The sequence below is a fragment of the Caballeronia sp. LjRoot31 genome (assembly GCF_964253885.1).
GTDB lineage: Bacteria > Pseudomonadota > Gammaproteobacteria > Burkholderiales > Burkholderiaceae > Caballeronia.
This window is the reverse complement of record NZ_CAXURX020000003.1, coordinates 970,652-996,102: the sequence shown is the minus strand read 5'-3', so window position 1 is coordinate 996,102 and position 25,451 is coordinate 970,652. Positions and strand designations below refer to the sequence as shown.

The 25,451-nt window shown below is 57.2% G+C and carries 16 protein-coding genes and 2 pseudogenes; 10 read left to right on the top strand and 8 right to left on the bottom strand.

Going from position 1 to position 25,451, the window contains the following annotated elements; translation table 11 throughout:
* Window positions 1-176: 176 nt before the first annotated feature.
* The 4 genes from ACSQ8V_RS33175 to ACSQ8V_RS33160 all read right to left on the bottom strand — a co-directional run bounded on the left by ACSQ8V_RS33175 (window position 177) and on the right by ACSQ8V_RS33160 (window position 7,124).
* On the bottom strand, window positions 177-2,438 hold the full coding sequence (locus ACSQ8V_RS33175) for a hypothetical protein (RefSeq protein WP_436208638.1): 2,262 nt from the start codon (window positions 2,436-2,438) through the stop codon (window positions 177-179).
* 1,250 nt (window positions 2,439-3,688) lie between these two features.
* Complete coding sequence (locus ACSQ8V_RS33170; protein WP_436208637.1) at window positions 3,689-4,291, bottom strand: GNAT family N-acetyltransferase; 603 nt, start codon at window positions 4,289-4,291, stop codon at window positions 3,689-3,691.
* Window positions 4,292-4,445: 154 nt separating this feature from the next.
* Window positions 4,446-5,318 (bottom strand): alpha/beta hydrolase, encoded by an 873-nt coding sequence (locus tag ACSQ8V_RS33165; RefSeq protein ID WP_436208636.1) that lies wholly within the window; start codon window positions 5,316-5,318, stop codon window positions 4,446-4,448.
* Between the two features lie 345 nt (window positions 5,319-5,663).
* Window positions 5,664-7,124: a CBM96 family carbohydrate-binding protein gene (locus tag ACSQ8V_RS33160; protein WP_436208635.1), complete on the bottom strand. Its 1,461-nt coding sequence runs from the start codon at window positions 7,122-7,124 to the stop codon at window positions 5,664-5,666.
* Window positions 7,125-7,948: 824 nt separating this feature from the next.
* On the opposite strand from ACSQ8V_RS33160, the pseudogene ACSQ8V_RS33155 reads away from it, so the two are divergent.
* A pseudogene (locus tag ACSQ8V_RS33155) lies at window positions 7,949-8,238 on the top strand (VOC family protein).
* A gap of 49 nt (window positions 8,239-8,287) precedes the next feature.
* Here the strand turns inward: ACSQ8V_RS33155 and ACSQ8V_RS33150 are convergent.
* Together ACSQ8V_RS33150 and ACSQ8V_RS33145 are read right to left on the bottom strand one after the other, a co-directional pair.
* Entirely contained in the window at window positions 8,288-8,728 is a 441-nt protein-coding gene (locus tag ACSQ8V_RS33150) for a TIGR02594 family protein (RefSeq protein ID WP_436208634.1), read from the bottom strand.
* Between the two features lie 80 nt (window positions 8,729-8,808).
* A complete protein-coding gene (locus ACSQ8V_RS33145) occupies window positions 8,809-10,263 on the bottom strand; it encodes an MFS transporter (protein WP_436208633.1) in 1,455 nt (484 codons plus the stop codon).
* Between the two features lie 388 nt (window positions 10,264-10,651).
* Between ACSQ8V_RS33145 and ACSQ8V_RS33140 the strand changes: the two genes are divergently transcribed.
* The 5 genes from ACSQ8V_RS33140 to ACSQ8V_RS33120 all read left to right on the top strand — a co-directional run bounded on the left by ACSQ8V_RS33140 (window position 10,652) and on the right by ACSQ8V_RS33120 (window position 14,649).
* Complete coding sequence (locus ACSQ8V_RS33140; RefSeq protein WP_213766283.1) at window positions 10,652-11,179, top strand: 2,4'-dihydroxyacetophenone dioxygenase family protein; 528 nt, start codon at window positions 10,652-10,654, stop codon at window positions 11,177-11,179.
* Window positions 11,180-11,247: 68 nt separating this feature from the next.
* Window positions 11,248-12,558, top strand: coding sequence for an MFS transporter (locus ACSQ8V_RS33135; protein WP_436208632.1), 1,311 nt, complete (start codon window positions 11,248-11,250; stop codon window positions 12,556-12,558).
* A 6-nt stretch (window positions 12,559-12,564) separates the two neighbouring features.
* A complete protein-coding gene (locus tag ACSQ8V_RS33130; RefSeq protein ID WP_436208631.1) occupies window positions 12,565-13,293 on the top strand; it encodes an SDR family NAD(P)-dependent oxidoreductase in 729 nt (242 codons plus the stop codon).
* Window positions 13,294-13,372: 79 nt separating this feature from the next.
* Window positions 13,373-14,200 (top strand): IclR family transcriptional regulator, encoded by an 828-nt coding sequence (locus ACSQ8V_RS33125; RefSeq protein WP_213766280.1) that lies wholly within the window; start codon window positions 13,373-13,375, stop codon window positions 14,198-14,200.
* A gap of 143 nt (window positions 14,201-14,343) precedes the next feature.
* The gene (locus ACSQ8V_RS33120; RefSeq protein ID WP_213766279.1) at window positions 14,344-14,649 is read left to right on the top strand and encodes an NIPSNAP family protein; all 306 of its coding nucleotides are present in this window, start codon (window positions 14,344-14,346) and stop codon (window positions 14,647-14,649) included.
* Between the two features lie 132 nt (window positions 14,650-14,781).
* On the opposite strand, the gene ACSQ8V_RS33115 is transcribed toward ACSQ8V_RS33120, so the two are convergent.
* Complete coding sequence (locus ACSQ8V_RS33115) at window positions 14,782-15,918, bottom strand: porin (RefSeq protein ID WP_436185985.1); 1,137 nt, start codon at window positions 15,916-15,918, stop codon at window positions 14,782-14,784.
* A 1,205-nt stretch (window positions 15,919-17,123) separates the two neighbouring features.
* Between ACSQ8V_RS33115 and ACSQ8V_RS33110 the strand changes: the two genes are divergently transcribed.
* The 3 genes and pseudogenes from ACSQ8V_RS33110 (at window position 17,124) to ACSQ8V_RS33100 (ending at window position 22,384) form a co-directional block, all read left to right on the top strand.
* A complete protein-coding gene (locus ACSQ8V_RS33110) occupies window positions 17,124-17,582 on the top strand; it encodes a hypothetical protein (RefSeq protein WP_213766277.1) in 459 nt (152 codons plus the stop codon).
* Between the two features lie 236 nt (window positions 17,583-17,818).
* A pseudogene (gene bamA, locus ACSQ8V_RS33105) lies at window positions 17,819-20,035 on the top strand (outer membrane protein assembly factor BamA); the annotation flags it as partial.
* Window positions 20,036-20,110: 75 nt separating this feature from the next.
* A complete protein-coding gene (locus ACSQ8V_RS33100) occupies window positions 20,111-22,384 on the top strand; it encodes an LPS-assembly protein LptD (protein ID WP_436208630.1) in 2,274 nt (757 codons plus the stop codon).
* 46 nt (window positions 22,385-22,430) lie between these two features.
* On the opposite strand, the gene ACSQ8V_RS33095 is transcribed toward ACSQ8V_RS33100, so the two are convergent.
* Window positions 22,431-23,585 (bottom strand): porin, encoded by a 1,155-nt coding sequence (locus tag ACSQ8V_RS33095; RefSeq protein ID WP_436209232.1) that lies wholly within the window; start codon window positions 23,583-23,585, stop codon window positions 22,431-22,433.
* 342 nt (window positions 23,586-23,927) lie between these two features.
* Here ACSQ8V_RS33095 and ACSQ8V_RS33090 point away from each other — a divergent pair, with 342 nt between their 5' ends.
* The gene (locus tag ACSQ8V_RS33090; RefSeq protein WP_436208629.1) at window positions 23,928-25,325 is read left to right on the top strand and encodes an ATP-binding protein; all 1,398 of its coding nucleotides are present in this window, start codon (window positions 23,928-23,930) and stop codon (window positions 25,323-25,325) included.
* Window positions 25,326-25,451: the final 126 nt, after the last annotated feature.

The following is a 25,451-nucleotide window of genomic DNA, read 5'->3' as shown; positions in this document are numbered from 1 at the left end:
AATATGGCCGTTGCACGCGACCTTGGGTTTGCCTACGTGCCGGCCGAAAGCCTGCTTACCTGAGCCGGAATCGGAACCATAAAAGCCAATGCCTCGCGTTCAATCGCGAGGCATTGGCTTTTTCTGACGAGCTACCGCTGTCACCAGCGGCGCCCCAAGCATGGCTACATCAAGTGTTACTGACCCGTGTACCCGACCGGAACCGTAGCGTTGGCCTTGGCAACCGTCGCATTGCTCGAGACAATATATTGCGGGACTTCAGTCAGCGTCAGCGTCACTTTGCCGTTGGTATAGGGAACCGTGCTGACATTGCCGTAACCGTCGATCTCCGTCACGTTGCCCGATGCGCCGGCAGCGTCCACCTGAAGCGAGTAGCTGGTCGAGTAGGTCTGGCTATAGAGTCCGCCCGATGCCGGCCACTGCGCATTGCTGTGTGTCCACAAGGCCGTCACCACTTTGCCGTTACCGAGTTGCTGGAACGCATACGCGTATGTCCCGGCGGGCGTACCCGTTACTCGGCCAAGCGTATTGGTGCCGTCAAGCACGCGGGTCATCGCGGCGAATGCAAGTGCTTCGGGCTTGGGCGACAGATTCGATGCGCCGTACGCGCCCTGAGCATCGTTCAGGTCGAAGAACGTGCCGTAACCAGTCTCGCCAGGATAGTCCGCACCATAGAACAGCGTGGACAATTGTGCGCCGCCACCGAGGGTAATGATGTGCGAGCGCACGCCGACCGCAGCTTGAGCAAACAACTGGTTCTGCGACGGTTGCGTAGGTCCGTAGTTGACGCCCGGATCGTAGCTGGTGCCCGCTTCGGTAACGAACAGCTTCATGTTCGGCTTGCCGGCTTGCATGACGGCACGCAACTGAGTCATCAGGTTGTCGAGCGCGTTGGCCTGGTTAGCCGGGTTCGGATCCGAGTCCTGCAATTCAGGCGGATGGGACGGATAGGTGCCGGCGTTCCAGTAGCCATGTGTCGATACAGCGTCGATATAGTTCCACAAGCCGAGCGCGCCGAAGGTCTGCAGGTAGCCGGTCGTGCAAGTGTCGCAATTGGCCGGGAACGGGTTGGTGGGACCCATCACGACGGCGTTCGGATCGGTCGAGTGCAAGCCCAGATACGCGGCCTTGTACATCGCGACAAAGTTTGCCTGACTGTCTGCCCATCCGAGGCTTGGCTCCCAGGTCACCTGGTAGTAATTGTTCTGCTGGTTCGGATAATTGGCAGCACGGATCAGGCTCGTGTCGGTGCCTACGCGGCCCATGAAGCTCTGGAACTCGGTCATGTTCGACGGCGCATAGTAGCTGTCGTTGAACTGGCCCGTCTTCGAATCCCATGCCGGCAGTCCGTCAAGACGCACGATGCGCATCTGGTCAGGGTTAGCCTTGTAGAACGGGTCCAGGTCGCTGACGCTCGGCGTATAGGTGTTCGGGCCGTTCGGCTCCATGGCCGACACTTCGCGGTCGTCGATGGTCCAGGAAATTCCCAGATCGTGCAACGCGGCAATGTTGTCGTTGAAACCCTGCATGCCGAACCGATGCTGGTCCTGGTGTGCATACGTCACCGTGCCAAGGACAGAGGTGAGATTAGGCAACACGCCGAACGTGGCAATGCCCATTGGACGCGTGCCCATATTCGGCAACGTCCCACCGTTAGATTGCAACGTCGCAGTGATCGAGCCATAACCGGACCATGTCGACTTGCACGACATCGTGGCGGTCTGCACACCGGACTTCACGGCGAAGCTACCCTGTGTCTTGATCGCGCCGTTCGCGTCAGCGACCGACCAGATGACCGTGTCTGCCTTCGGCGAGTTGGTCGTGACCGCTATGTTGAATGCTGTGTTATTCGGGAAAATGCGCATGCCGTCGGTTGTCGGCGTGTCGGCGCTGATCAAGCCATTAGCGGTGCCGCCTGACGTTTGCGTAGGCGAGCCGCATGAGATGGCCGAAGTACCTGGAGTCGGCGTGGTGGCCGGTGGCGTGGTAGCCGGCGGCGTCGTGACGGGTGGCGTTGTCACCGGCGGAGTCGTAACCGGCGGAGTCGTAACCGGTGGCGTGGTGACGGGCGGCGTTGTCACTGGTGGCGTTGTCACTGGCGGAGTCGTAACCGGCGGTGTGGTGGCTGCGAGGCTGACCCAGCACGATTTTCCGTAACCGTAAGCGGGATCGGTCTGCGAGACAGCGCCGACATAACAGCCGACGCCGTTTGTGAAGGTACGTGGGCTAGTCAGCATGGTGGTCGGCGAGTTCGGCGGAACCGCGCCGAACACTACGGATCCCTTGCCGGAAAACGTACAGTTGTCGTTCTCACTGCCGCAGAACGTATATTTCACGCCGCTGACGGTGATGGTGCTGCTTTGCGCCTGGGCGTTACCGGCACCGAACATAGCCAGTGTCGCTGCGATAGAAATCGGAAGTAGTCTTAAATATTTCATCGTAATCCCTGTTGTACTGCTACAAGTATTCCCCGAGGATCGACAAGATCGACCGAAGTCGTCCCGCGTTCGCGTTTTTTGTGGAGCTGAGAGATTTATCCTGGGGGATGCGGCTGATCGCTGACGTGCTGCAGAAACGGCGCCCTTCGACATGTCGATGCCGAACGCGCGCTTGACTCCGCTGGTTCTCGGCTGACCCAAGGCTCTCGTGTATGGAGAACCGGTCAATTACATGAAATATTTCTTCATATAATATGTCATCCTAATTAATGGCGAATTTATCCCAGCCGTCTTGACAGGGTCACAAAGACGGGGAACCAGGCTTGCTTCGAGGGATCCAGCCGGGCTAAATCGTCCTGCTGTTACACGCCCGACTGCGGCTGAGCCGCACGCGCGATCATCCCCCGGAGGCTTCATCAACCTCTACGAAACGGACATCGGTCGCCGTACGCCGCGTTGTCAGCAACGCAGTGATTGTTGGTTTCGCTCAAGTCGTTTGCATACCTATTTATACAAAATGTAAAAACAATTCCGTGTCATCGAAAAAAACGCGCAGCCCTGACAGATAACGGCATACCTGATCGCCAACTCCTGCTTCGAGCCCCTCTCCCGGCCGCCCTGGCGCCGCACGCATGACTCTCACAGAGCGCTGGTTGCGCGCCCTGAGAAGACGTCATACCGTCGCAACGAGGGTTACCCGAGACAAGCTGCGTCAATGCTGCACCGCGATATCAGTCCATCAGGCAGGCGCAGGCTTCGCGCGTCGAAGGCAGCGATCAATTCCATATTGGGTAAATGCTTCTGATATGAAAGTCTTCTTGCAGCGATCTGGTATTAGTTACAGTCCACTTTGGATGGACGAATTATATTCGCAAAAAAACGTTTCATCTGTGTAACGTTCGCAAAGACTTGGAAATAAGTAATAGTTTCTCACGCATCATGTGCTGAACGGCCGCTATCCCAGAAGAGAGGAAAACTCGGAATTTCCTTCTCAATTCTCGGTACTCAAACGAATGAATGACTATTTATCCAATCTTAATTGTATGACGTTACCTTTTGTTAATATTATGGGTAAATATAACCGAACCGGTTTCCACATTAATCTTAAGAAAACGAATGTAGCGCGATATAATCATTACATTAATTAAAAATTACCGATTTCTTTCATATTTAATACGATTTTCAGAAGGCTAAAAATGCAGTAACACTGCGCTTTGCTGTACTGCAAAACTGTTGTTTGCGGTCGGGTGCTACTTCAAACGCATCTTCTGCTGCAGCAGTGCCTTTACCTCTGGCCACTCGAAATCAATGATGCTGAAGCGCACCGAGTTGCGCTTGCGGCCGTCGGGCATGATGCGCTCGTGCCGGACAATACCTTCCTGTTTTGCGCCAATGCGCAGGATCGCCGCACGGGATTTTTCGTTCAATTCATCCGTTGTAAATTGGACGCGCACAGCGTTCATGGTTTCGAACGCGTAGGTCAGAAGAAGGTACTTCGCTTCCGTATTGATACCCGACCGTTGCACCGAGGCACTCAGCCAGGAATGGCCGATTTCGAGCTTTCTATTGACGCGATCGATCTTCCAGAACCGGGTGCTGCCCACCATCTGCCCAGTCTCTCGCTTGACAATAACAAACGGCATCACAGTTCCGGCCTGCTGACCGGCTAGCGCAGTGGCAATGTATTGCCCTGCCGTCTCGGGACCGGGAACGACCGTCACCTTCATGGTCCACAATTCACCATCTGACGCGGCGTCCACCAGCGCCTCCTGATGCGATGACTGCAGAGGACGAAGTTCGATAGTGGGGCCGGTCAGTGTAGGTTGAATATCATGGGAAGCGTCAGGGATCATAGCCAGCAATTTTGCTTTTTAGGGCCTTAATCATAAGTCAAACCCGGACAACGGATTCCGATTGGAAGCAATCACAAAACCCTGGTCAAGGTCGGGCCGACTCCTCAACGACCCATTGTCCGTTCGCCCTGCTTGTTGCCAAAACCCGGTAACATCAAGGCCGGTTTTGCGTTTTCTGCATCCAGTCCACAATGCCATCCACCACCTTTTCTTCTATTCCATAGTACCCGTGCGGAGTCAGGGAACCGCAATCATCCCGGGTACTTTGCGTGCCACCGCTAACGGTCAGGACTGCTGTTGGAGCGTGGCGAATTGATTGCGCGATTGACTGCGCCATGGACGGTGGTGCGACCTTGCATCTGTCATCCAGGTTTGCGACAACAAGCGAAGGCACGCGGACATCGCCAGGATGTGCATCGAAAACTGTTTCATGAGAGCCGCCGAGAATGGACACGGACTCGGTCAGGATCAGGCCGGCAAGCTGCGTTCCTCCGGCATGCGATGCAGCGTTCATGGCGGCAATGGAACCTTGGCTGGTACCAAGCACCCATACAGGGACATTCGCCTGCCTATGTGCAAACTCGATGATCTGTTTCGTTACCTCTGCGTACGCGGCGCTACTGCGCTGCCCTCGCATGGACTGATGATCCAGCGCATCGACCAGCACAATGCCATAACCCCGGTCACGCCAAAGATCGTCCGAGCGCACGACGAAATTCTTCGCATTCCTGACCTTTCCACTCTTCTCGATGTCGATCTCGCCGGTACCGCCGGGAAACATCACGATGATGCCTTTTTTTCCGCGACTGGCAGCCGCCGTGTACAAAACACGCTGGAAACCTCCGCCTTGCAAAGGCAGGTCTTCCACTAGGCCCTCGCCGGCCGATGATACCTCCACGGCCTGAGCACTGTCCGGAGAGGAGTGGTGCGTCTCTATCTCACGTCCGAAGGCATGGGTGCCGAGGGCACAGCAAATGGCTGCAAGCGACATGCGCAATAGAAGGTGATGCGGCCAATGTTGAAACATTCAACGCTCCTGTCGGGCTAAGCAGCCCAAGTGAATTTTCCCGGCGTGTCAACTTGATCGACCAGAAAAGCGCACAGAGTACAAAGCGTTGATTGAAATGTAAAATATATTTTATCGGTTGCTGCCATACTAATTAAATATACCTTTGTGGATCGGGATTGACGTCTGTGCCGTGGCCGACCTGCTATTGCGCGTATTGAAATATTGGGTCGACATCGGTACTAAGGCGCGGTCCTCCAGGCAGCAACCGGTTTTATCTCTTCTTTAACGCTGCGGTGCTCGGCTTACGCGTGCACACCGCAGCGGATTTGCCAGGCTAACGAGCCCTAAACACCATGTTTTCAGTTACGGCAGCGGCGTTTGCATGACCGGCTCGAAAAGCAAAGTGGGCTTGTTCGCACCTTCCTTCGACTGGAAAAGATAAGACTGCGTCGTCACGCCACCGCGCACGCAGAATGCCACTTCCGTTTCGCCCGCTGCAATCGCATTCTTAATGAGCTGCGTAACATCGGAAGCTCGATATTGAACGGCATTGTCGAGGTATAACTGAGCCTTTGGCCCCGTCGATGGACAAGCCGGCGCGTTATCCCAGGTAACCGTGCTTTCGTCCCAAGTTGCGTCCATTGGATACAGATAAATCATGTTCGCGCCGCTGGAAGTGGCACCCCCGTAAAGATTGACCTTCACTGCGTTGAAGTTAAGCGTGGAGGCATTCGCGGGCAACGGGAAACGGAGCATGGAAATTTGCTGTTGTCCGGGAATGTTGGACACATATAAATTAGTCGAACTTCCGTAGTTTTGCGTATCGTTCGGCGTACTTGCGATATAAGCGTCGCTGTCCGGTTCACTATAGGCCATCGGAATGGAGTCGCCGCAGTCTACCCCCTTGTTGAAGCAATAGTCGGTCATGTATTGCATTGACTGCACCGGCCAGCCATTAAAGAAATCTCCGTGAGCAGTAAACAAATTGCCCCACTGAAGCGTGGTTGATCCATCCGGGTTAATGATTGGGTCAAGTGATAGTTGCACGTCACTCATGTCGGTATTGGTACCAAGAAAATAAGCCACGTTCATATTCACGGTAGGGATGCGGACCGGATAATCAGAAGGACAAACATTATTGGTACTGTAGACGGCATTTTTCACAGAAGTAGTGGGCGTCATCGTGTGGCCGTCCCAGCAATCTGGAAACTGAATGCCAATGTTGAATTGCACGCCGCTTACCGGGTCAGTGCTCCACGCGGGGCAGGTAGTTTGAGGCGTTGATGTGTACTTCGTTGCGGCGCCTTTACAAAAGTAAGTGATCGCGCTGCTCGGGCCGGTATTGAGAGGGCTACCTGCAATCAACTTTAAACCCTGAGGCATGGGTGTGACCGGATAATTCGACGCGTTGGGCACCTGATAATACGTTTTTTGATAGGCCGGCGGGATGATTACCCCGCTGCGCATCAGCGAGGGAACCCAGTACGAGGTACCGTCAGCTTGATTATCGCAAGTATTCGCGGGAGTGTTATACAAATCGGCTGTTACCGTATTTGCATTCGCGGCAATATTACCAAAGAAGTCATGAAGCATCGACATGCCAGGCATACCGGGCATCAGGATTGGGTCATCCGGAAGTGTGTGACTGTAGTTGCACTGGACGTTGGTTTGTCCGTTCAGAACGGGCAGTGATGCGGTATTGGCTATGTTTTTTAATACTGAATCAGCCACCGCACCGCTGCCCGAACTATCCCCGTTACACGCCGCTACTACTAGCGTACAGACGATCACTGCCAAACCCGCAAGCTTTAAACGAATTTTCATGATCCGAGTCTCTCGATTTTTTGGATTTAATCGCGGTACGAATGACCAGCAACAGCTAGCTTCGAATTAATCGACCCCGGCGCGCCGCGATATTGCACGCTGAACTTGATTAAACGCACAAAACATTAAATTAAAGTTGAGATGAATAATTTGTCGATCGGGCCAATTTTTCTCGTTATGTAACGATCGCTGCCTGCAGCAACGAATTCCGCATCGTTCGCCATGCAGGCTGGGTAATGTAGCCATTTGAGTACCTTATAGCGGCCGGGCATGTTTCGGCCATTCACAAGGTAGGGGCGCTATTTTTGGTCGACTCCTGCTTTCTATCGCATGTGTCAAATTATTTTAATACGCAAGCGTGTACTTTATTCGCGCCAATTTTGTAATTTTTTGTGCCAATATTGACGATAGCGGTTGCAGCGTCATCATTTATTTCGCGAAAATCAATTGGCGTGACCAGGATGCGAGATATTTGTTAATGTGCACGTCGGCGCGGGTCAATGTAGAAGATTCATCCACGCCACCTCCACGGGGGTTTCGTTCTCTTCAATATTTTTTTCTGTAAATAAACTGTAATGGTCAAGACGTTTTGACATTACCCGAGCCATATAAAAGCGGCGGCTATTCGACGAACAAATAAAAGCGTTCTGTCGACTTGCCACAGTGGACACAATGCGACGTGTTGCTTTATGCACGGGCAAGAATCGTTCGAGCAAGCGTAAGGAACGTCTGGATAGATCTGCTGCTGTGTAGTTATCGAAAACGAAGAGTGCTGCGGCGATACGAGAAAGCGGCGCATCCGTTTCGAGTCATCAAACGGCAATTTGGATTCGCCAAGGTTCGGCTCGGTCGCAGCCGACGCGCTGCGCCTGTGGTTCCTGATCGGAACGCCATTCGACGGAAACACTGCCAGCCCCGGCAACGGACAGATGACGGCCCTTCTTGCACACGACCGCAACACCGTCGATCGCTGCCACGCCATCGCACTAGCGAACGGAGGCGCGTGCGATGGGCCGCCGGCTTGCAGCCGAACTATCATGCGCATTATTACGGCGCGTACTTTCGTGACCTTGACGGAAACAAGCTCAGCGTGTGCTGCCATGACCCCGCCTGAGTGCGGCGTCGATCCGTGCAAGTTTTGCGAAGCGGACCTTGCAGAAATCTCAGATAGACTCAGGCCACCGGTAGCCCAGCACCGACGCTAACGGATAGTCGAGCTCGCGTACTTCTCCAAGCTGATTGCCGCCGAAGAGATAAATGGCTTCGGCGTCGTGGCGAAGATAAAAGCCGACGTGCCCTTTCCAGCTGGGCGGATCGTCACGGGACAAGATAACGATGCAACCATAGGCGGGGCCCTCTAGAGCCCGGCCCCACTCAAGCCAGGAACGCGCAAGCGCGGACCCCGTGCCACGCTGGCCAGTATTCGCAAGACACCAGTTCAGGAACGACGAGCACCACGAGATTTTGTCGTCGTAGCCCACCAGATTGGTGTGCGCGTTGTATTCGACAATACGCGGATTACTCTCTCCCGGGCCAAAGCGCCCGACCCCACGCTCAGAGAAAGCCAGGGACAACCATGCAGGCGTATCGATTTGATTAGCCATACCTACAATCATTCTCCGCTGTACGCCGGACTCAAGGGGCCACTGCAATGCTCTCTTTCCTCAACCGGCCCATTCGCGTTCTAACCGCCCCTTTGCGACACATTCTGCCGCATCGATCCTCCGCCCACGCTTTGCCCGGCATCGCGGGCGACCTTGAAGTATCCCCATACGGAGAGCAGCGTCAGCAAGCCGGCGAACAGAAACGCGAGCCGGAAGTCGTCGAGTGTGAAATGCATGCCATCCACACTAGCCGTCTCGCCGTTAAGCAGCGCGGCAGCCCGCAAGGCGACGGCGCCATAGGCAATGCCTAGCCCTATTGTCATCTGTGCAGCCGCGCTCCATAACGTGCTCGCGGCGCTCATTTGCGGGGCGCCCACGTCGGCATAAGCGAGAGTGGCCAGCAACGAAAACTGCATGGAACGCGCTACGCCATAGACGAATACCACGATCAAGACCCACGCCAACGGCGACAAGGGCGTAAGGAGGCCGCATATGATCGTAAATATGCCCGCTGTGGCCACAGCAACAATGGAGACATACCTGAAGCCGAAACGCCGCAGGATTCGCGTGGTCAGCGCTTTCATTCCGAGATTGCCAAGCGCACTGGCAAGCAACAACAAACCGGACTTGAAAGCAGAAAGACCAAAGCCGATCTGAAACAGCAACGGCATTAAATACGGCACGGCGCCAATGCCGATCCGCGTCAGCGAACCGGTCAGGACGGTTACCGAATAAGTCGGAATCTTCAGCGTCGAAAAATCGATCAGCGGATGCGGATGACCCGCCGCGTAGCGAACCGCTGCAAAGCCAATCACGAGGCCGGCCAGGACTAAGCCCCCTGCAATCCATGGATTGCTGTCGGGCTGGCTCGCAAGTTCGGCGCCGTAAAGAATGGCGGTCAGGGCTGCGCCGCTAAGCACAAGGCCCACTACATCCAGAGGCTTGCGCTCGGCGCCACGCAGGTTCGGAACCAGCATGGCGACGGCTACCAGCGCACAGATTCCGAACGGCACGTTCAACAGGAAAATCCAGCGCCATGACGCGTACGTCGTGATGAAACCGCCAACGGGTGGCCCAACCACCGGCGCGGCAATGGCAGGCCAGGTGATGGTGGAGATAGCCTGCATGAGGCGGCTTTTCTCCGTGCTGCGGACCACGATCAGCCGCCCTACCGGCACCATCATCGCGCCGCCTGCACCCTGCAGCAAACGCGCCGCCGTGAACTCCGTGACCGAGTTCGATAAGCCGCATAACACTGAAGCAATCACGAACACGACGATCGCGCTAAAGAACACCGTACGCGAACCAACGCGATCAGCTACCCAACCGCTAACCGGAATAAAGATCGCCAGTGCCAGCATGTAGGCGGTCATCCCGATGCTTAGCGCATTCGGGCCGACACCGAACGAATGGGCCATCTGCGGCAACGCGGTTGCGATGACCGTGGTATCCAGATACTCCATGAAGAACGTTCCCGCGACTATGTAAGGCAGCCAGCGAGCGGCAGAGGATGTTGGCAACGAACTGCTGCTCATCGAGAATCCCAGGTTGAGCGGCGACATCGCCTTGAGCGACGCGCGGTAGTTGATATTGGCGCTCTTTCAGCGCCGGTGGATCCTGCGAATGCGGGAAGTCTTGCACAAGATACGCGATTGGATACGCGTTAACCCGCCCGGCATTATCGCGTAACACTTAGCTCCATGTCATCGGTCCATGCGCCGTGATCGACTAGCCGGCATCAAGCCGAATTGACGCTTTCATTACCGAAAGCTTCACGGCCAAGGCGCTTTGCAGCGTCACGCGCAGCAGGAAAATTCATGACGCACCGCACGATCACCGCGTCTTGACAGAGAGGGTCCGCATGCAGAATAGTGTGTCCATAAAGTGATTAATATATCCATAATATGGACAAGGAGCTAGCTCATGGCAGGCGCTAAATCCGCGGCGGACGCAATGACGCCGTATCAGCTTCCATTTCCTAAAGAAGCGGCTAAGGAGATCGTGGTTGAATCGGCGATCCCCAAAGACGAACGCCTTTGGGTCCCTCAAGCCGAGAACGTCTGGTTCCGTCCGCTGTGCCTGAATGTTTCGACCGGGTACTGGATGAACCTGCTGCGCGTGCGCAAATCCGGCGTGCTAAGCCGGCACCGGCATCCGCAAGCGGTGCACGGCATGGTGCTCAAAGGCCGCTGGCGTTATCTGGAACACGACTGGGAAGCCACCGAGGGCAGCTATGTTTTCGAACCGCCGGGCGAAACGCACACGCTCTACGTACCGGAAGACGTGGAGGAAATGATCACCTACTTCCAGGTCAACGGCGTGATGTTCTATTGCGATCCCTACGGCAATTACACCGGCTACGAAGACGTTTTCACCAAGGTCGATATGTGCCGCAAGCATTTTTCGTCAGTAGGCCTGGGAGAAGATTTCGTCGACCAGTTCATCCGTTAAGCCGGAGCAAAACTTAACACCCGACGCACCTTCCACGCAGACTCTCAACGAGCACCGGAGGAGACACCATGTTGCAGAAATCACCGCGCCTCAAGCGCATTCAGGTGGTCGCGATCACGTTCCTGACACTGGCCGGGATCGTGAATTATCTCGACCGGAGCACGCTTTCCATAGCGAATCATTCGGTTAGCCAGGAACTGGGGCTGTCCGCATCGCAGATGGGCTTGCTGCTGTCCGCCTTCTCATTTGCCTATGCGTTTTCGCAGTTACCCATTGGCATACTGCTTGATCGTTTCGGTGCGCGCGTGATGCTCGGCTTAGGCATGTTCGTTTGGTCAGCCGCGCAATTGTGCGGTGGCCTTGTGACGAGCCTGTCGCAGTTCCTGGTCGCGCGGGTCGCGCTGGGTCTCGGCGAGGCGCCGAATTTTCCCGCCGGCGCAAAGGTGGTCAGTGAATGGTTCGGCGTGCATGAGCGCGGCCGGCCGACAGGTATCTTCATCACGTCATCGACCATTGGACCCGCTCTCGCGCCGCCCGTCCTTACTGTGCTCTTGCTGGCCTTCGGCTGGCGCACGATGTTCATCGTCATGGGTCTGCTTGGCATTGCAGTATCGATCGGCTGGTATCTCGTCTACCGTGATCGTCGCAACCTCGCCCTCGATTCTCAAGAGGTTGCGTTCCTGACTGAAGGAGAGCTGGAGCAGCGCGCCGATCGCCGCATGACCATGCGCGAATGGCGCGGGTTATTCGGCAAGTCGACCACATGGGGCATGATCTTCGGCAACATGGGCGTGATCTACATGGTGTGGCTTTATCTCACCTGGCTGCCCGCATACCTCGAGCATGAACGCCATCTGACAATCGCGCATACGGGCTGGCTCGTGTCGATTCCCTACCTCTTCGGCACGCTTGGGATGCTGTCCAGCGGATTCGTGGCCGATGGTCTGATGGCGCGTGGCATGGCGCCCATGAGAAGCCGTAAGTGGCCAATCTGCGTCGGCTTGCTGGGCGCAGCACTCTTCACGGTACCGGCGGCGTTTACCCCGAACCTGACGCTCGCGATGGTCTATCTCTCTGCCGCCATGTACTTCGTCAACATGGCGAGCGGTGCATGCTGGGCGCTGGCGACCGTCGCAGCGCCTCGTCACATGGTGGCCTCGCTGGGCAGCATTCAAAACTTCGGCGGATATTTCGGCGGCTCTTTTGCCCCATTCATCACTGGCATCGTCGTAGATAAAACCCACTCCTTCATCAACGCGTTCCTGATCAGCGCGGGCGTCGCATTCGCTGCGGCGCTGGTTTATATATTCGTAGTACGGAATAAAATAGAGGATAGCGAGCCCATCGTTTCAACCGTTCCCCTGTCCGATCTTTCCTGACCGACCATGACTTTCCAGACTGATCTTTTCAAAGGTAAAACCGCCGTTGTGACTGGCGGCACGCAGGGTATTGGCGCCGGCATCGCTCAGTGTTTCGCGGCTCTCGGCGCGCGTGTCCTCGCAGCAGGCATCGCGCCAACCGATGTTCAGCGCAAGGCGCTGGGCCCCGCCCTGGAAATCGTCGAACTCGACGTCAGCGACGATGCGAGCGTAGCGTCACTGGTGGCGCAAGCCGACTCCATCGATATGCTGGTCAATTGCGCAGGCATGATCCGGCGTGGTGACGAACTGGCTATCGACGTATTCGAGCGTGTGATCGCCGTCAATCTTAGCGGGACAATGCGTGTCTGCGCCGCGGCACGCGAGCGGTTGAAGGCAAGCGAAGGATCGATTGTCAACACGGCGTCCATGTTGAGCTTTTTCGGAGGAGGTCTTGTACCCGCTTACAGCGCAAGCAAGGGCGGCGTGGTGCAGTTGACCAAGTCGCTGGCCATTGCTTATGCAGCCGACAACATTCGCGTCAACGCGGTCGCGCCCGGCTGGATTGCTACGCCGCTTACGCAAGCTCTGCAGGATAGCGACGATCGTTCGCAAGCAATCCTTGATCGCACGCCAATGAAACGATGGGGCCAGCCCAGCGACGTCGCGCAAGTGGTGGCGTTTCTTTGCTCGCCAGCGGCGGCGTTCATGACGGGAGCGGTAGTCCCGGTTGATGGAGGTTATATGGTTGTGTAGCGGGGTTTATTATAATTTTCGGCGCCTCGATCACTGCTTTTCAATACCACCGGTACACCGTCAAGTTCCTTCGGACGCCATGCCAAAACCATTTAAGCCCGCTATCGGCCGCCCCAATTCGCAGCGCCCGCCAGACGATGCCAAGCCAAGCGGCACTGCTGCGTTCTCCAAGTTCATGGTGGTACTTCAGTGCATCGCCGACGCACCGGCGCCACCCGGCATCGCCCAACTTACCGCTGCGTCGAAGTATCCGAGGCCAACGGTATATCGCATTGTCGGAGCCTTGATCGCCGAGGGCCTGGTGGTCGAAACGCCGCGAGGCGGCAGCTATTCGCCAGGTCCTCGTTTGTTATCCCTGGCAAGCCGGAGCTGGGAGCGCTCCGACCTGCGCGTGGCTGCCAGCGAGGCGCTGCAGACCTTGCGTGACCTTACCCAGGAAACAGTTCACCTGGCGGTGCGCAGCGGCTCTGAAATGGTCTACATCGAGAAGCTCGAAAGTCCGCACGCCGTGCGCATGGCGTCGCGAATAGGCACACGTGTCACGCTGTATTCAAGTTCTGTCGGCAAAGCCTATTTGTCTTCGCTCAAGCGCCCGGATCGCGACGCGTTACTTGCCACCCTGAACTTCGAGCGCTTTACGCCGAATACCATCATCGAACGCACCGCACTCGATGCCGAACTCGACGCGACCCAAGCTCGCGGTTATGCGGAAGATCGCGAAGAAAACGAGGAGCAGATCTTTTGCTACGGCAGCGCAATCCTGGGAGCAAATGGCGATCCGATCGCATGCGTCAGCATCAGCATTCCCCTATATAGGAAAAGCGTGACGCCGCTGGAAACCTACATCGAGCCATTGAAGGACGCTTGCCGTGCGATCGCCGAAGGGGTCGGCCCGGGATCGCGCTAGGGCATAGATTCATGTCCGGGCTCGGCGATATAGCTTGCCTGAGGAGCCGGTGTCCCGCGCTTGGTGCGAGTCGCTCGAGAAAAGTTATTCATCGACGGACACGATATTATCCGATCGATCCTCTCCCCAAAAATAGACACACCATGATTACCTGCTACCTTCGCTACATTATCGTCCCTTCGAAACTCAATGAATTCGAGGCCTACGGAAAGATGTGGATTCCATTGGTCGAGAAATTCGGTGGCCAGCATCATGGCTATTTCCTGCCGTCGGAAGGCGCGAACAATGTCGCGCTGGCGCTGTTTTCGTTTCCGAGCCTGTCAACCTACGAGAGCTACCGTCAACAATCGCAGCTTGACCCGGAATGTCAGGCAGCGTTCAAATATGCGGAAGAAACGCAGTGCATTGTCAGCTACGAGCGCAGCTTCTTTCGCCCCGTTTTCAGTTAACCGTGGACTGAAAATGAAAAAGCCGGGAGGACTTCCCCGGCTTATCAAAGCTTCCTGCCAAACACACCGCGCTAAGCTGCGGCCTTCCCGCTCATCATGTCAAAGGCCGCAACCATTCGCTTAGCCATTCGCTTAGAAGCGGGCACGCAAACCAATGGTTGCAGCAACCTGGCTATTGGTCGACGAAGCGCTCAACCCGTTGATGGAAGCAGTCAAACCCGAATCACCCGTACCGCTCACGTGCTGATACACGCCTTGGAGATAAACGTCGGTGCGCTTGGACAGCGCGTACGCCGTCTGCAGGGTCACCTGGTTATATTTCGGGCTCACGCCGTCCAGGCTTGCATCGGTGAACGTATAGGCGCCCGATAGCGTCCATGCAGGCGTGAAGTTGTATCGGCCGTTCACTTCATAGTTGCTAAAGCGCGCGCTGCCACCCGCCAGGGTGATGCCGTTTGTCGTGCCCGAAGCCGACGCGCCAATGCCCGTCGCGTTGGACAACTGGGTCTGCGAAAACACGAAGCCGACATTTGCTGCGCCGAATGCATAGTTGACGCCCGCGCCGTAGGTGCGTTGACGGCCCGCTGCGAACGTAGCGTCGGCGGTCACCGCGCCGGACGAGTTCAGCGTAGAGCCCGCGCTATTGAGCTGCATGTAGCTGGCCGCTGCGCTCAAAGGACCGTAGTTATACGACGCGCCAAGGCTATATGCACGATTGTCCGAGAATCCGCCCGCGTCGTTCGAGAAGCCATACAGGCCGCCGAACTGGAAGCCGCCGTAGTTGACGCTCTGGTACTTGACCGAGTTATTGATGCGGAAGGAGTTGTCGAGGTTGTCGTTATCGAACGGGTGAGCCGCCTGCGTCCCACCGAACTGCGTGCCGGTCAGCGCCAACGGGGCGACGTAGTCGACCATTGAGTCGTACTGGCGGCCGAGAGTGACGGCGCCTGCCTGGTTACTCGACAAACCAACGAACGCCTGGCGGCCGAACTCCAGGCCGTTCTGGCCTAACTTGCCGTTGTCGATATTAAAACCATTTTCCAACGTGAAGATGGCCTTGAGACCACCGCCCAAATCTTCGGAGCCACGCAGGCCCCAACGGCTGCCGTTGACCTGGCCGCTGGTTGCCTGGATGTTCTTGCTGCCGCCCTGGTTGTTTGTGTAGGTAATGCCCGCGTCAATCAGGCCATAGAGGGTCACGCTGTTCTGAGCGTGTGCCGCTCCGGCGAAGGTGCCGATGACACCGAGAGCAAGAAGGGATTTTTTCATTTCAAATTCTCCGAGAATACGATTGAGCAACGCGGTCTGCCTGGCCCACTGCCAAGGGTTGCAAACACCGCGGTCTCGCCAGATAAACGTGCATCGCTGCGCGCACTGATCGACGTCGCCGTGCGTCGATCAGACGGGCACCATTAAACAGCAGCGTTTTGCGAGGGCTGTTGGAAGCGGACAACAAGCATCGTTACCAAGCGTTGCACCTGGTCAACACAGTAATGCAACGGTTTGCGTCCAACAGGGCGCCTGAGTGAATGCCGTGGACCGGCAAAGCGTTCTCTGGAAAGGCGTGCGCGGGTGCTCCTATGCAACGGCCGGCAAGACGCGGGCCGTGATCAATAGTTCGGCGCGTACCGTGCGGTCATGAACGGGAACATTCGGGAACAATTTGGTGACGCATGAAACGCGGCCAGACGGCGCTCGATGCAACGAGAAAAGACGTCATCGTTGCGTTGATGCGCGCTGACGTTCGTCGTGTGCAACAGCATAATCGTTCTATAGTTAAACCAATATGAAACGTACGCAGGGAATCGTCCTGAAGACCTTGACCCCATTGCCTCGATAGTTAATCAGGCCGCTCTAATTCCTCACCAAGCATTTCACTGTGTCTCCAAGCACGAACTCTGTATTCATCACGAGTGCCGCCTTGAACTCCTTTCTCTCGTGAGAAAGAGTGGTCCGAAAATGCGGCAAACCCGACCGGAAGCTTTGCCCGCAAGCCTGAACGACTAGCCAACGTAACGCGTCTTTCCCCGAAGCCCCGCCGATCAGCCGATGCACCCCCTATTTCCGGCGAGAAATGCGGTAACGAAGCCGTAACGCGCCGCGTCATATAGCGAGCTACTTTAGTGACTCGTCTAGCGACTTGCACCCGAGGGCAGCAACCATGATGAAGCACATTCTTTCCACACAAGTTCTTGCAGCGGTTCTGCGAGCCAGTTCAACACCGTTGTTTTCGGACATGCTCGTTGCCATGTCGGAGGGCCGGCAACGCACCGCGTTCTTCCGCGATACCGAAACGAATCCAGCCGCCTTGCGGCGAAGCAACGCCCGCTAACGTTGCTCGCCCGCAAGAAACAGGGATAGAAATGCCAGCTTGCTCCCAATCCGCCCCTGACAGAGCCGCAAGGTAGCTTGCCTGCCGTACGGCCGCTGCCCATCTTGTCAATACCTTACACAATAAATAAGGATTACATAATATGCCATTAGTTAAAGCAAGAATCGATTCCCAGCGCGGCCCGGTCCGGCCAGAAGGGATCGAAAGGAACGACCTGTCCGAGCCCGTGCGGGTGTCTTCCATCGAGCGCATCGAGCTGGAACCCGACGGCCAACATATGGTGGTGCACAGCGACCGGTCGACCCTGACGTTCCATTACTCGGTATTCCGAGAACTGCTGGCGGTGCTTCCCGCCGCGATCATGCAGTCGGAGCGAATGCTTCAGCGAACGCCGCACATCAACTTCGCGATGGGCTGCGAAGGATGGGAGCTCGGCGCGATCGATAACGGCAAAAGCCTGGTCCTTACGTTCCGGCTGCAAGGCGGTGCTGACGTTTCCTTTTGTCTTCCCCGGGAGCAGATCCCGCCCATGGTCGACGCGCTTATTTCGGCAGCGCGACTGGTTCAGATTCCGGCCCATGCGAGCGGCCCCTTGCAATAAGTGGCTAGCGCAACGCGGTTCCTGAGCGGCCAGAAGACACAAGGCCAGGCACGGCACGGATCACGTCCGATACGACGCGGAAAAGCAGGGCAACACATTCGGGCCGATATGCTCGTCAAGTACATCAAATGAAATTCAACTTCCGAACCTTCCGATCATTACGTACCGCTCACTCAGCCGTTGCCATCGCATTGCACGTGTTCCTTGCACCGGGCGTCTATGCGGCGACCAGCAGTTTTGTCATCAAGGACATACAGATCGAGGGCCTGAAGCGCATTGAGCCCAGCTCGGTCTTCGCTTATGTCCCGCTCAAGCGAGGCGACCTCTTCTCGGACGACAAAGCGTCGGAAACCATTCGTGCCCTCTATGCAACCGGCTTCTTCGACGATGTTCAGGTCGAGACGCAAGGTAATGTGGTCATTGTAAAAGTGCAGGAGCGCGCTGCCGTCTCGTCAATCGACTTTGCCGGCATCCACGAGTTCGACAAGGACAACCTCACCAAGGCATTGCATTCAGTCGGCCTGTCACCAGGCAGCACCTACGACAAAGCGCTTGTCAGCAACGCCGAACAGGAACTGAAACGCCAATACCTGACGCGAGGTTATTACGCCGCCGAGGTGACCACCACGGTCACACCGATTGACCGCAACCGGGTATCCATTCTGTTCTCGGTAACAGAAGGTCCCAGCGCGAAAATTCGTCAGATCAACTTCATGGGCAATCAGGTTGCAAGCTCGTCGACGCTGCTCGACGAAATGCAGTTATCGACCCCTAACTGGTTCTCCTGGTACACGAAGAACGACCTCTACGCGAAGGACAAGCTAACGGGGGATCTGGAAAAGGTGCGCTCGTATTACCTGGACCGTGGATATCTGGAGTTCAACATTGACTCCACGCAAGTGTCGATCTCGCCCGACAAGAAGGACATGTACCTGACCATCTACATTCACGAGGGAGAGCCGTACACCATATCGAGCATCCAGCTTGGCGGCAACCTGCTCGATCGCAACGCCGAACTGCAAAAGCTCGTGTCGATCCGCGGGGGCGAGCGTTTTTCGGCCGAAAAATTGCAAGCCGCGACCCAGGCTCTGGTGGATAAGCTGGGGGAGTATGGCTACGCATTCGCACAGGTCAATGCCCAGCCGGAGATTGACCAGGTCCATCATACGGTCGCGTTGACATTGCAGGTCGATCCGGGACGCCGGGTGTACGTGCGCCGGGTGAACATTGAAGGCAACACCCGGACGCGCGACGAGGTGATCCGTCGTGAAATGCGCCAGATTGAAAGCTCATGGTTCGACAGCAGCCGCCTGAAGCTCTCGAAGGAGCGCGTCGATCGTCTGGGATATTTTACGAACACGGAGATAACCACAGTCCCCGTTCCCGGCACCACCGACGAGGTCGACATAGACGTCAAGGTAGAAGAGAAACCAACGGGCGCGGTCACGTTGGGCGCCGGCTACGATTCGAGCGACAAGGTTGTGCTGTCGGCCGGGGTGTCGCAGGACAACGTGTTCGGCTCTGGAACAACGCTCGCGCTGAACGTGAATACGGCCGCGACGTACCGGACCTTGTCGGTGACGCAAACCGATCCCTACTTTACGATCGATGGCATCAAGCGCATTACCGACATGTATTACAGAACCACCTACCCGCTCTACAACTTCAGCGACACGAGTTTTCGAATTACATCGATCGGCGCGGATATGAAGTTCGGCATACCGTTCTCCGAATCGGACGTGGTTTATTTTGGTGCGGGTTTCGAGCAGGACCGGTTCAATACAGACTCGTCAACGCCACAAAGCTACCTGGACTATGTCGCCGAGTTCGGTCGCGTGGTGAACAACGTTCCAGTGACAGTCGGCTGGTCGCACGACGCACGCGACAGCGCGCTGATACCCAGCAAAGGCTATTTCCTTCAGGCCAACGGCGAGTTGGGAACACCGGCAGGAAATACCCAGTACTACAAATCAGATGTTCAGGCCCAGTACTATTACACCCCCGCCAGGGGTTTCATTCTCGGCCTGAATTTCCAGGCGGGCTATGGTCACGGCATAAACGGCGACGCCTATCCGATCTTCAAGAACTACTACGCCGGCGGTATTGGCTCGGTGCGGGGCTACGAGTCCGGTTCGCTCGGACCGCGTGACGCCACGACCAACGACCCGATCGGTGGATCGAAGATGATCGTCGGCAATATAGAAATGACCTTTCCGCTGCCGGGTACGGGGTACGACCGGACCCTGCGCGTGTTTACTTTTGTCGACGGCGGTAACGTCTGGGGCGACGAGGGTAACAGCGTGGGCGCAAACGGCCTGCGTTACAGCTATGGTGCGGGACTTGAGTGGATATCCCCGATCGGGCCGCTCAAACTGGACCTCGGTTTCCCGATCGTGCGGCACGCGGGAGACCAATACGAGAAGTTCCAGTTCCAGATCGGCACGTCGTTCTAACCCGTGCGGTCAGCAGAAACGCTCATCCGGTTCACGCCGCGCATGCGTCATATCGCGGTCGCAGCGGCGATCGTCATGTCCTTCACCCCTTCGCCCGCGCACGCGCAACTGAGCGGCACGGCGGCACAGGCAGAACCGATCGATCCACCCTGGGGTCTTCGATTCGCCCCTCAAGTGACGGAGCATCCGTTGCCGGCGAACACGTCGCCAGCCGTATTTGGGATCGGCGATGCAGCGGACGGCGACGAGGACCAGGACCTGTCGCTCAAGGGCAATGGAGAGCTTCGGCGCGACGCTACCATTGTCAGAGGAGACGCCGTGCACTACGACATCGATCGTAATGTGGTCGATGCGTACGGCCATGTGCGCGTAGTCGACAACTACGACGTCTTTGCCGGCCCCGAAGCGCATCTTCAGGTCGAGGCCAATGAGGGCACCATGACAACGCCGACCTATCACTTCAATCTGACGGGCGGCTCGGGGAGCGCCGACAGCATCGACCTGATCGACAACGAACGTTCAGTCGTGCATCACGGCACGTACACCGCGTGCCAGTGCGAAACTGACCCGGCGTGGTACCTCAAGGCGGCAAGTTTCGACATGGATCAGGGGTCGAACGAAGGCATTGCTCACAATGGCGTGCTGTTCTTCCAGGGCGTGCCCATCTTCGCGAGTCCGTGGTTGTCGTTTCCGTTGTCCAACGCTCGCCAGAGCGGCTTTCTTCCGCCGACTTTCTCGCTGAGTTCGACGAACGGATTCGACCTCACCGTCCCGTATTATTTCAATATCGCGCCGAATTACGACCTGACGCTGACACCGCGCTACATGTCAAAACGCGGCGCGATGCTGACAACGAATTTCCGCTATTTGTCGCCTACGTATTCGGGCTCGGTGACTATTGCCTATCTGCCCGACGATGCCCTGACCAAGACCAACCGTTATTCGATCAACATCCTGCACAACCAGAACTTCGGCGGCGGATTCGCTGCGTATGTTAACTATGCGCAGGTGTCGGACGTCAACGTCACGACGGATCTGAATTCGAATACCGCGTCGCTGGTCAATGGGCAGGACATCTTCCAGCAAGAGGCTGGAGTGACCTACAACAGCGGGCCATGGTCCGTGCTGGCGCGGGTGCAACGCTGGCAATCATTCAGTACGGCGCCGCCCTACAATCGGGCGCCGGAACTGGACGTTAAATACGATAAGTACAATGTGGGCGGATTTGATTTCGGCGCCGAGGCAGACGCCACGCGCTTTAGCATTTCCACAGCCGACTCCACGGAAGGCAGCCGCTTCACGTTCAATCCGTATGTCAGCTATCCGCTGTCTGGACCGGGATGGTTCATCACGCCGAAGGTTCAGTGGCACTACGTGGCCTACGACCTGTCCTCGATCGGAAGCACAGCGCCAACGGGACAGCCGAAGAGCTTTTCGTTCAATGTTCCCACCCTCAGCCTGGACTCGGGGCTCGTGTTCGAACGCAGCATCCGCCTGTTCGGAACGGACTATATCCAGACGCTGGAACCGCGCCTCTACTACGTCTATACACCCTACCGGAACCAGACCTTCGCACCGGTCTTCGACACAGGCGAGGAGGACTTTGGACTGGCCCAGATTTTCACCGACAACACCTTCGTTGGCGGCGACCGGGTTGCCGACCTGAACCGTGTCACGGCCGCCCTGACAACCCGGTTCATCAACCAGGCGACAGGAGACGAACGAGCCCGCTTCGTGGTGGCGCAACAATACTATTTCACCAATCCGGAAGTGACGCTGGACCCGGGCGCGTCCGTGACCGACATTCGCGGCAGCGACGTCATTGTCGGGGCGTCGCTCAAGATAGGCCCGGGCTTTACGACCGAGCAGGCGGTCCAGTACGACGAGCAGCGCAACCAGTTGGATCAGGGTACCTCTGGCTTCACCTGGAAACCGGGAGATCGAGAAGTAATCAGCATTGCTTACCGGTATACCCGCGCCGACGAAGATCTGAACAACGAGGCGGAAAACCAGATCGTGGCGTCCGGTCAATGGCCGCTGAGCCGCAAGCTTTACGCTGTCGGCCAGGCCAATTTCGACATGGTCGCTCATCGCCTGGTGGCGGGATTGCTCGGGGTTCAGTACGACGCCGATTGCTGGTCGCTCAGCTTCGCGGTGCAAAAATATACGAATGTGTCCACCACCACGACTGCCGCCAGTAGCGCTACGCGCGTCCTGTTGCAGCTTCAGCTCAAGGGACTGACGAAGATCGACAACGGGCTGTCCGAGCAATTTAAAGCAAGCATTCCAGGCTATACGCCATTGCCTCCGCCACCTGAGCCTGAGTCGCGGTTCTCGAACTACGAATGACGCATGACGGCTGGCCTCGCAGACCGTGGCGTTGTCACGCGTCTCATCAGAACCTATGACGCAATCCCACCGCGACGACAACCTGCTCATTCTTGCTGGACGGTGACTGTCCGCTGATGTCGGCGGTCAATCCCGAGCCATCGCTCGCAATGTGCTGGTAGCTCGCTTGGACGTACGCGTCGGTGCGCTTGGAAAGCAAGTAGTCCGTCTGCACCGATACCTCGTGCCACTTGGGATGATGCTCGCCGCTAGCCGTCGACAGCGCGGCATCCGTATACGTGTAGGCGCCATTCACCGCCACCGACGGCGTCAGCAGATAACTCGCGTTCACTTCGAAGTTGTCGAAGCTCGCACCCTGGCCGTTTTGCTTGAGACCCAGACTGTTCGCCCCGTTGATAACAGCAAGGCCGCCAAGCTGCGTGCGTGTCCAGACGAACCCGAGCTTCCCAGCCCCTATCGAATAATTCACGCCTGCTCCATAGGTCCGCTGTAACGCCGTCAGGAAGGTACGGTCGGTCAGCGTGATCGCGCCGTCGGTGTTGCTCACACCCGGATTGTTCGCCTGCAGATAGCCCGCAGCCAAACTCAGCGGGCCGGCATCATAGGACGCGCCGAAGCTGTATAGACGGTTGTCGTCGAAGCCGCCCGCTTCATTCGAGAAGCCGTAGAGCGTGCCGAACTTCAGGCCGGCGTAGGGCGCGCTGGCGAACTTCACGGCGTTATCGACGCGAAACGAGTTGTTCAGGTTGTCGTTGTCATATGGATGCACGGAGAGGTTATTGCCGCCCGGACGCCGGCCGGTGAAACTCAACGGCGCAAGGTAGTCGACGACCGAGTCGTACTGCCGCCCAAGCGTCACCGTGCCGAACCGGTTGTTGCTCAAGCCCACATATGACTGGTAGCCGAACTCACGGCCGCCCTGGCGCAAGCTGCCGTTCATGACGCTGAAGCCGTCTTCTATCTGGAAGATCGCCTGGGTGCCGGCGCCCAGGTCCTCGCGGCCCTGCAGTCCCCAATGGCTGCCCGTCACGGCGCCGCTGCTCGCCTGCAGACTGGCGTGATCCTGCGCGTTGTTCGTATAAAGCAAGCTTGCATCGATGACGCCATACAGCGTCACGCTCGACTGGGCATGGGCCGGCCCGGCGATGAAAGCGGTCGCGATCAGCGTCGTGGCGAACGCCTTTTCGAGGTATCGCCTTATACGACTGGAGCCACAGGGAAGTCCGGAAAGCCGCGATGCAGCGGGCCTGAACACGGGCGAACGACAGACGCGCGGCGAAGATCCTGAAATCGGCATGTTATAGTCTTTAAATGAGAATCAATGTCATTACGCGCCAACACTTTATCGGCGAAATGTATTGGCGATATGTTGAAAAGCCGCTGTTTTGTATTGGAATGTGTTGGCTCAATTGCGGGCTTTTCATTCGCCTTACGGCCGTGATTCATTGACTCCCCTCCCCCGATTCCCGCTTGATGCATCCGCGCAGATGGACCACCTACCGGTAGTCGATGAGAGCGCCTGCGCGTTGCACGAAGGTCGTGCATGAAGCTTCGCCTCTGGCCCGACACGCTGTTCGGACGCCTCGCGCTGATCCTTGTGGTCGGCATGTTCGGCGGCCAACTGCTGACCAGCACGATCTGGTTCGAGACCCACGACAACCGCACGCTGGAGATTCCTTCACGCCTGTTCGCAAGCCGTCTCGCGGACACCCTTCGTCTGCTGCAGACCGCACCGGACCAGGCAGCGCGGCAAACCCTCGTGCGCCAGCTTGCGGACCGTAACTATCAATTGCGCTGGATCGAAGCCCCGGCGCCGTCACCGTCGCACACGGTCGCGCAGCGTGCGACTGAAGACTTGCTTGCAAGCGTGCTCGCGCAGCGTCTGCATGAGCAGCACGTGCCGCTGCGTTTGATCGATGCCGAGCTGACCGACGACACCGGACGTCATCGCGGGATCTTCAGCCTCTTCGACTCGCGCATGCCATCGGGAGATTTTCATGTGCAGATAAAAGCACCCGGCGGCGCTTGGCTCGACGTCACCGCGCAAGAGGGACAGGCGGGCCGGCAGAGCGAGCCGCGAACGCTGGTGATCGAGTATCTGTTGCGCATCTATGCGATCAGGTTCATCGCCGCGCTGCTGTTCGCGCTGGTGGCCGTGCGCATTGCCGTTCAGCCGCTAAGGCGGCTCGCGGTCGCGGCCGACGCGCTTGGCAAGAATGTGTATCGAGCATCGCTGAAGTTATCCGGCCCGCGTGAGGTGCGAGTCGCCGCGCAGTCGTTCAACTCGATGCAGCAACAATTGATTCGGAGTATTGATGAACAAACGCGCTTGCTGGCTTCGATATCCCACGATTTGCGCTCGCCCTTGACGAAGCTTCGGCTACGCGCCGAGATGTTGCCGGATGCGGCGTCGCGCGAACGCTTTTGCACTGACCTCGATGAAATGGACGCGATGGTGCACAGCACGCTCGACTTCGTGCAGGGCGTAGAGATAACGGAGCCACGCCATCAGATCGATATCGACTCGCTGCTACGTGCACTCTGCGACGATCTCGTTGAAACGGGAGCACGCGTCGAACTCGACGGCCACGCCGCCGCGCCTTTGAGCGGATATCCGCGAAACCTGAAACGCTGCCTGCAGAATCTGCTCGACAACGCAATCCTGCATGGCGGCAGCGCGTCGGTGCACATCCATGATGATCGCGACGCGGTACGCATCACGATCAGCGATCAAGGCCCGGGCATTGCAGGAAAGGACATGCTTGAACGGGTATTCGAACCGTATTTCCGCGCACAGCCCGGGAACACCAACGGGACCGGGTTGGGGCTGACCATTGCGAAGAGCATCGCGATGGCACATGGTGGCACGCTGGTGTTGAGCAACAGAGCAGAGCGGGGACTCGATGCAGTGCTGACCTTGCCTCGTGAGCCACAGGGTTAGCGTGCGTGCGCAGATGGATGCTTCCCACCCTTTCAAGGTATTAAAATCGACGATGGCATGCATGGCAAATCATGCCGCGATTGCTTATCCTGTTTCCAGTTTCCGTACGGCGGCGCATGGGCGTCA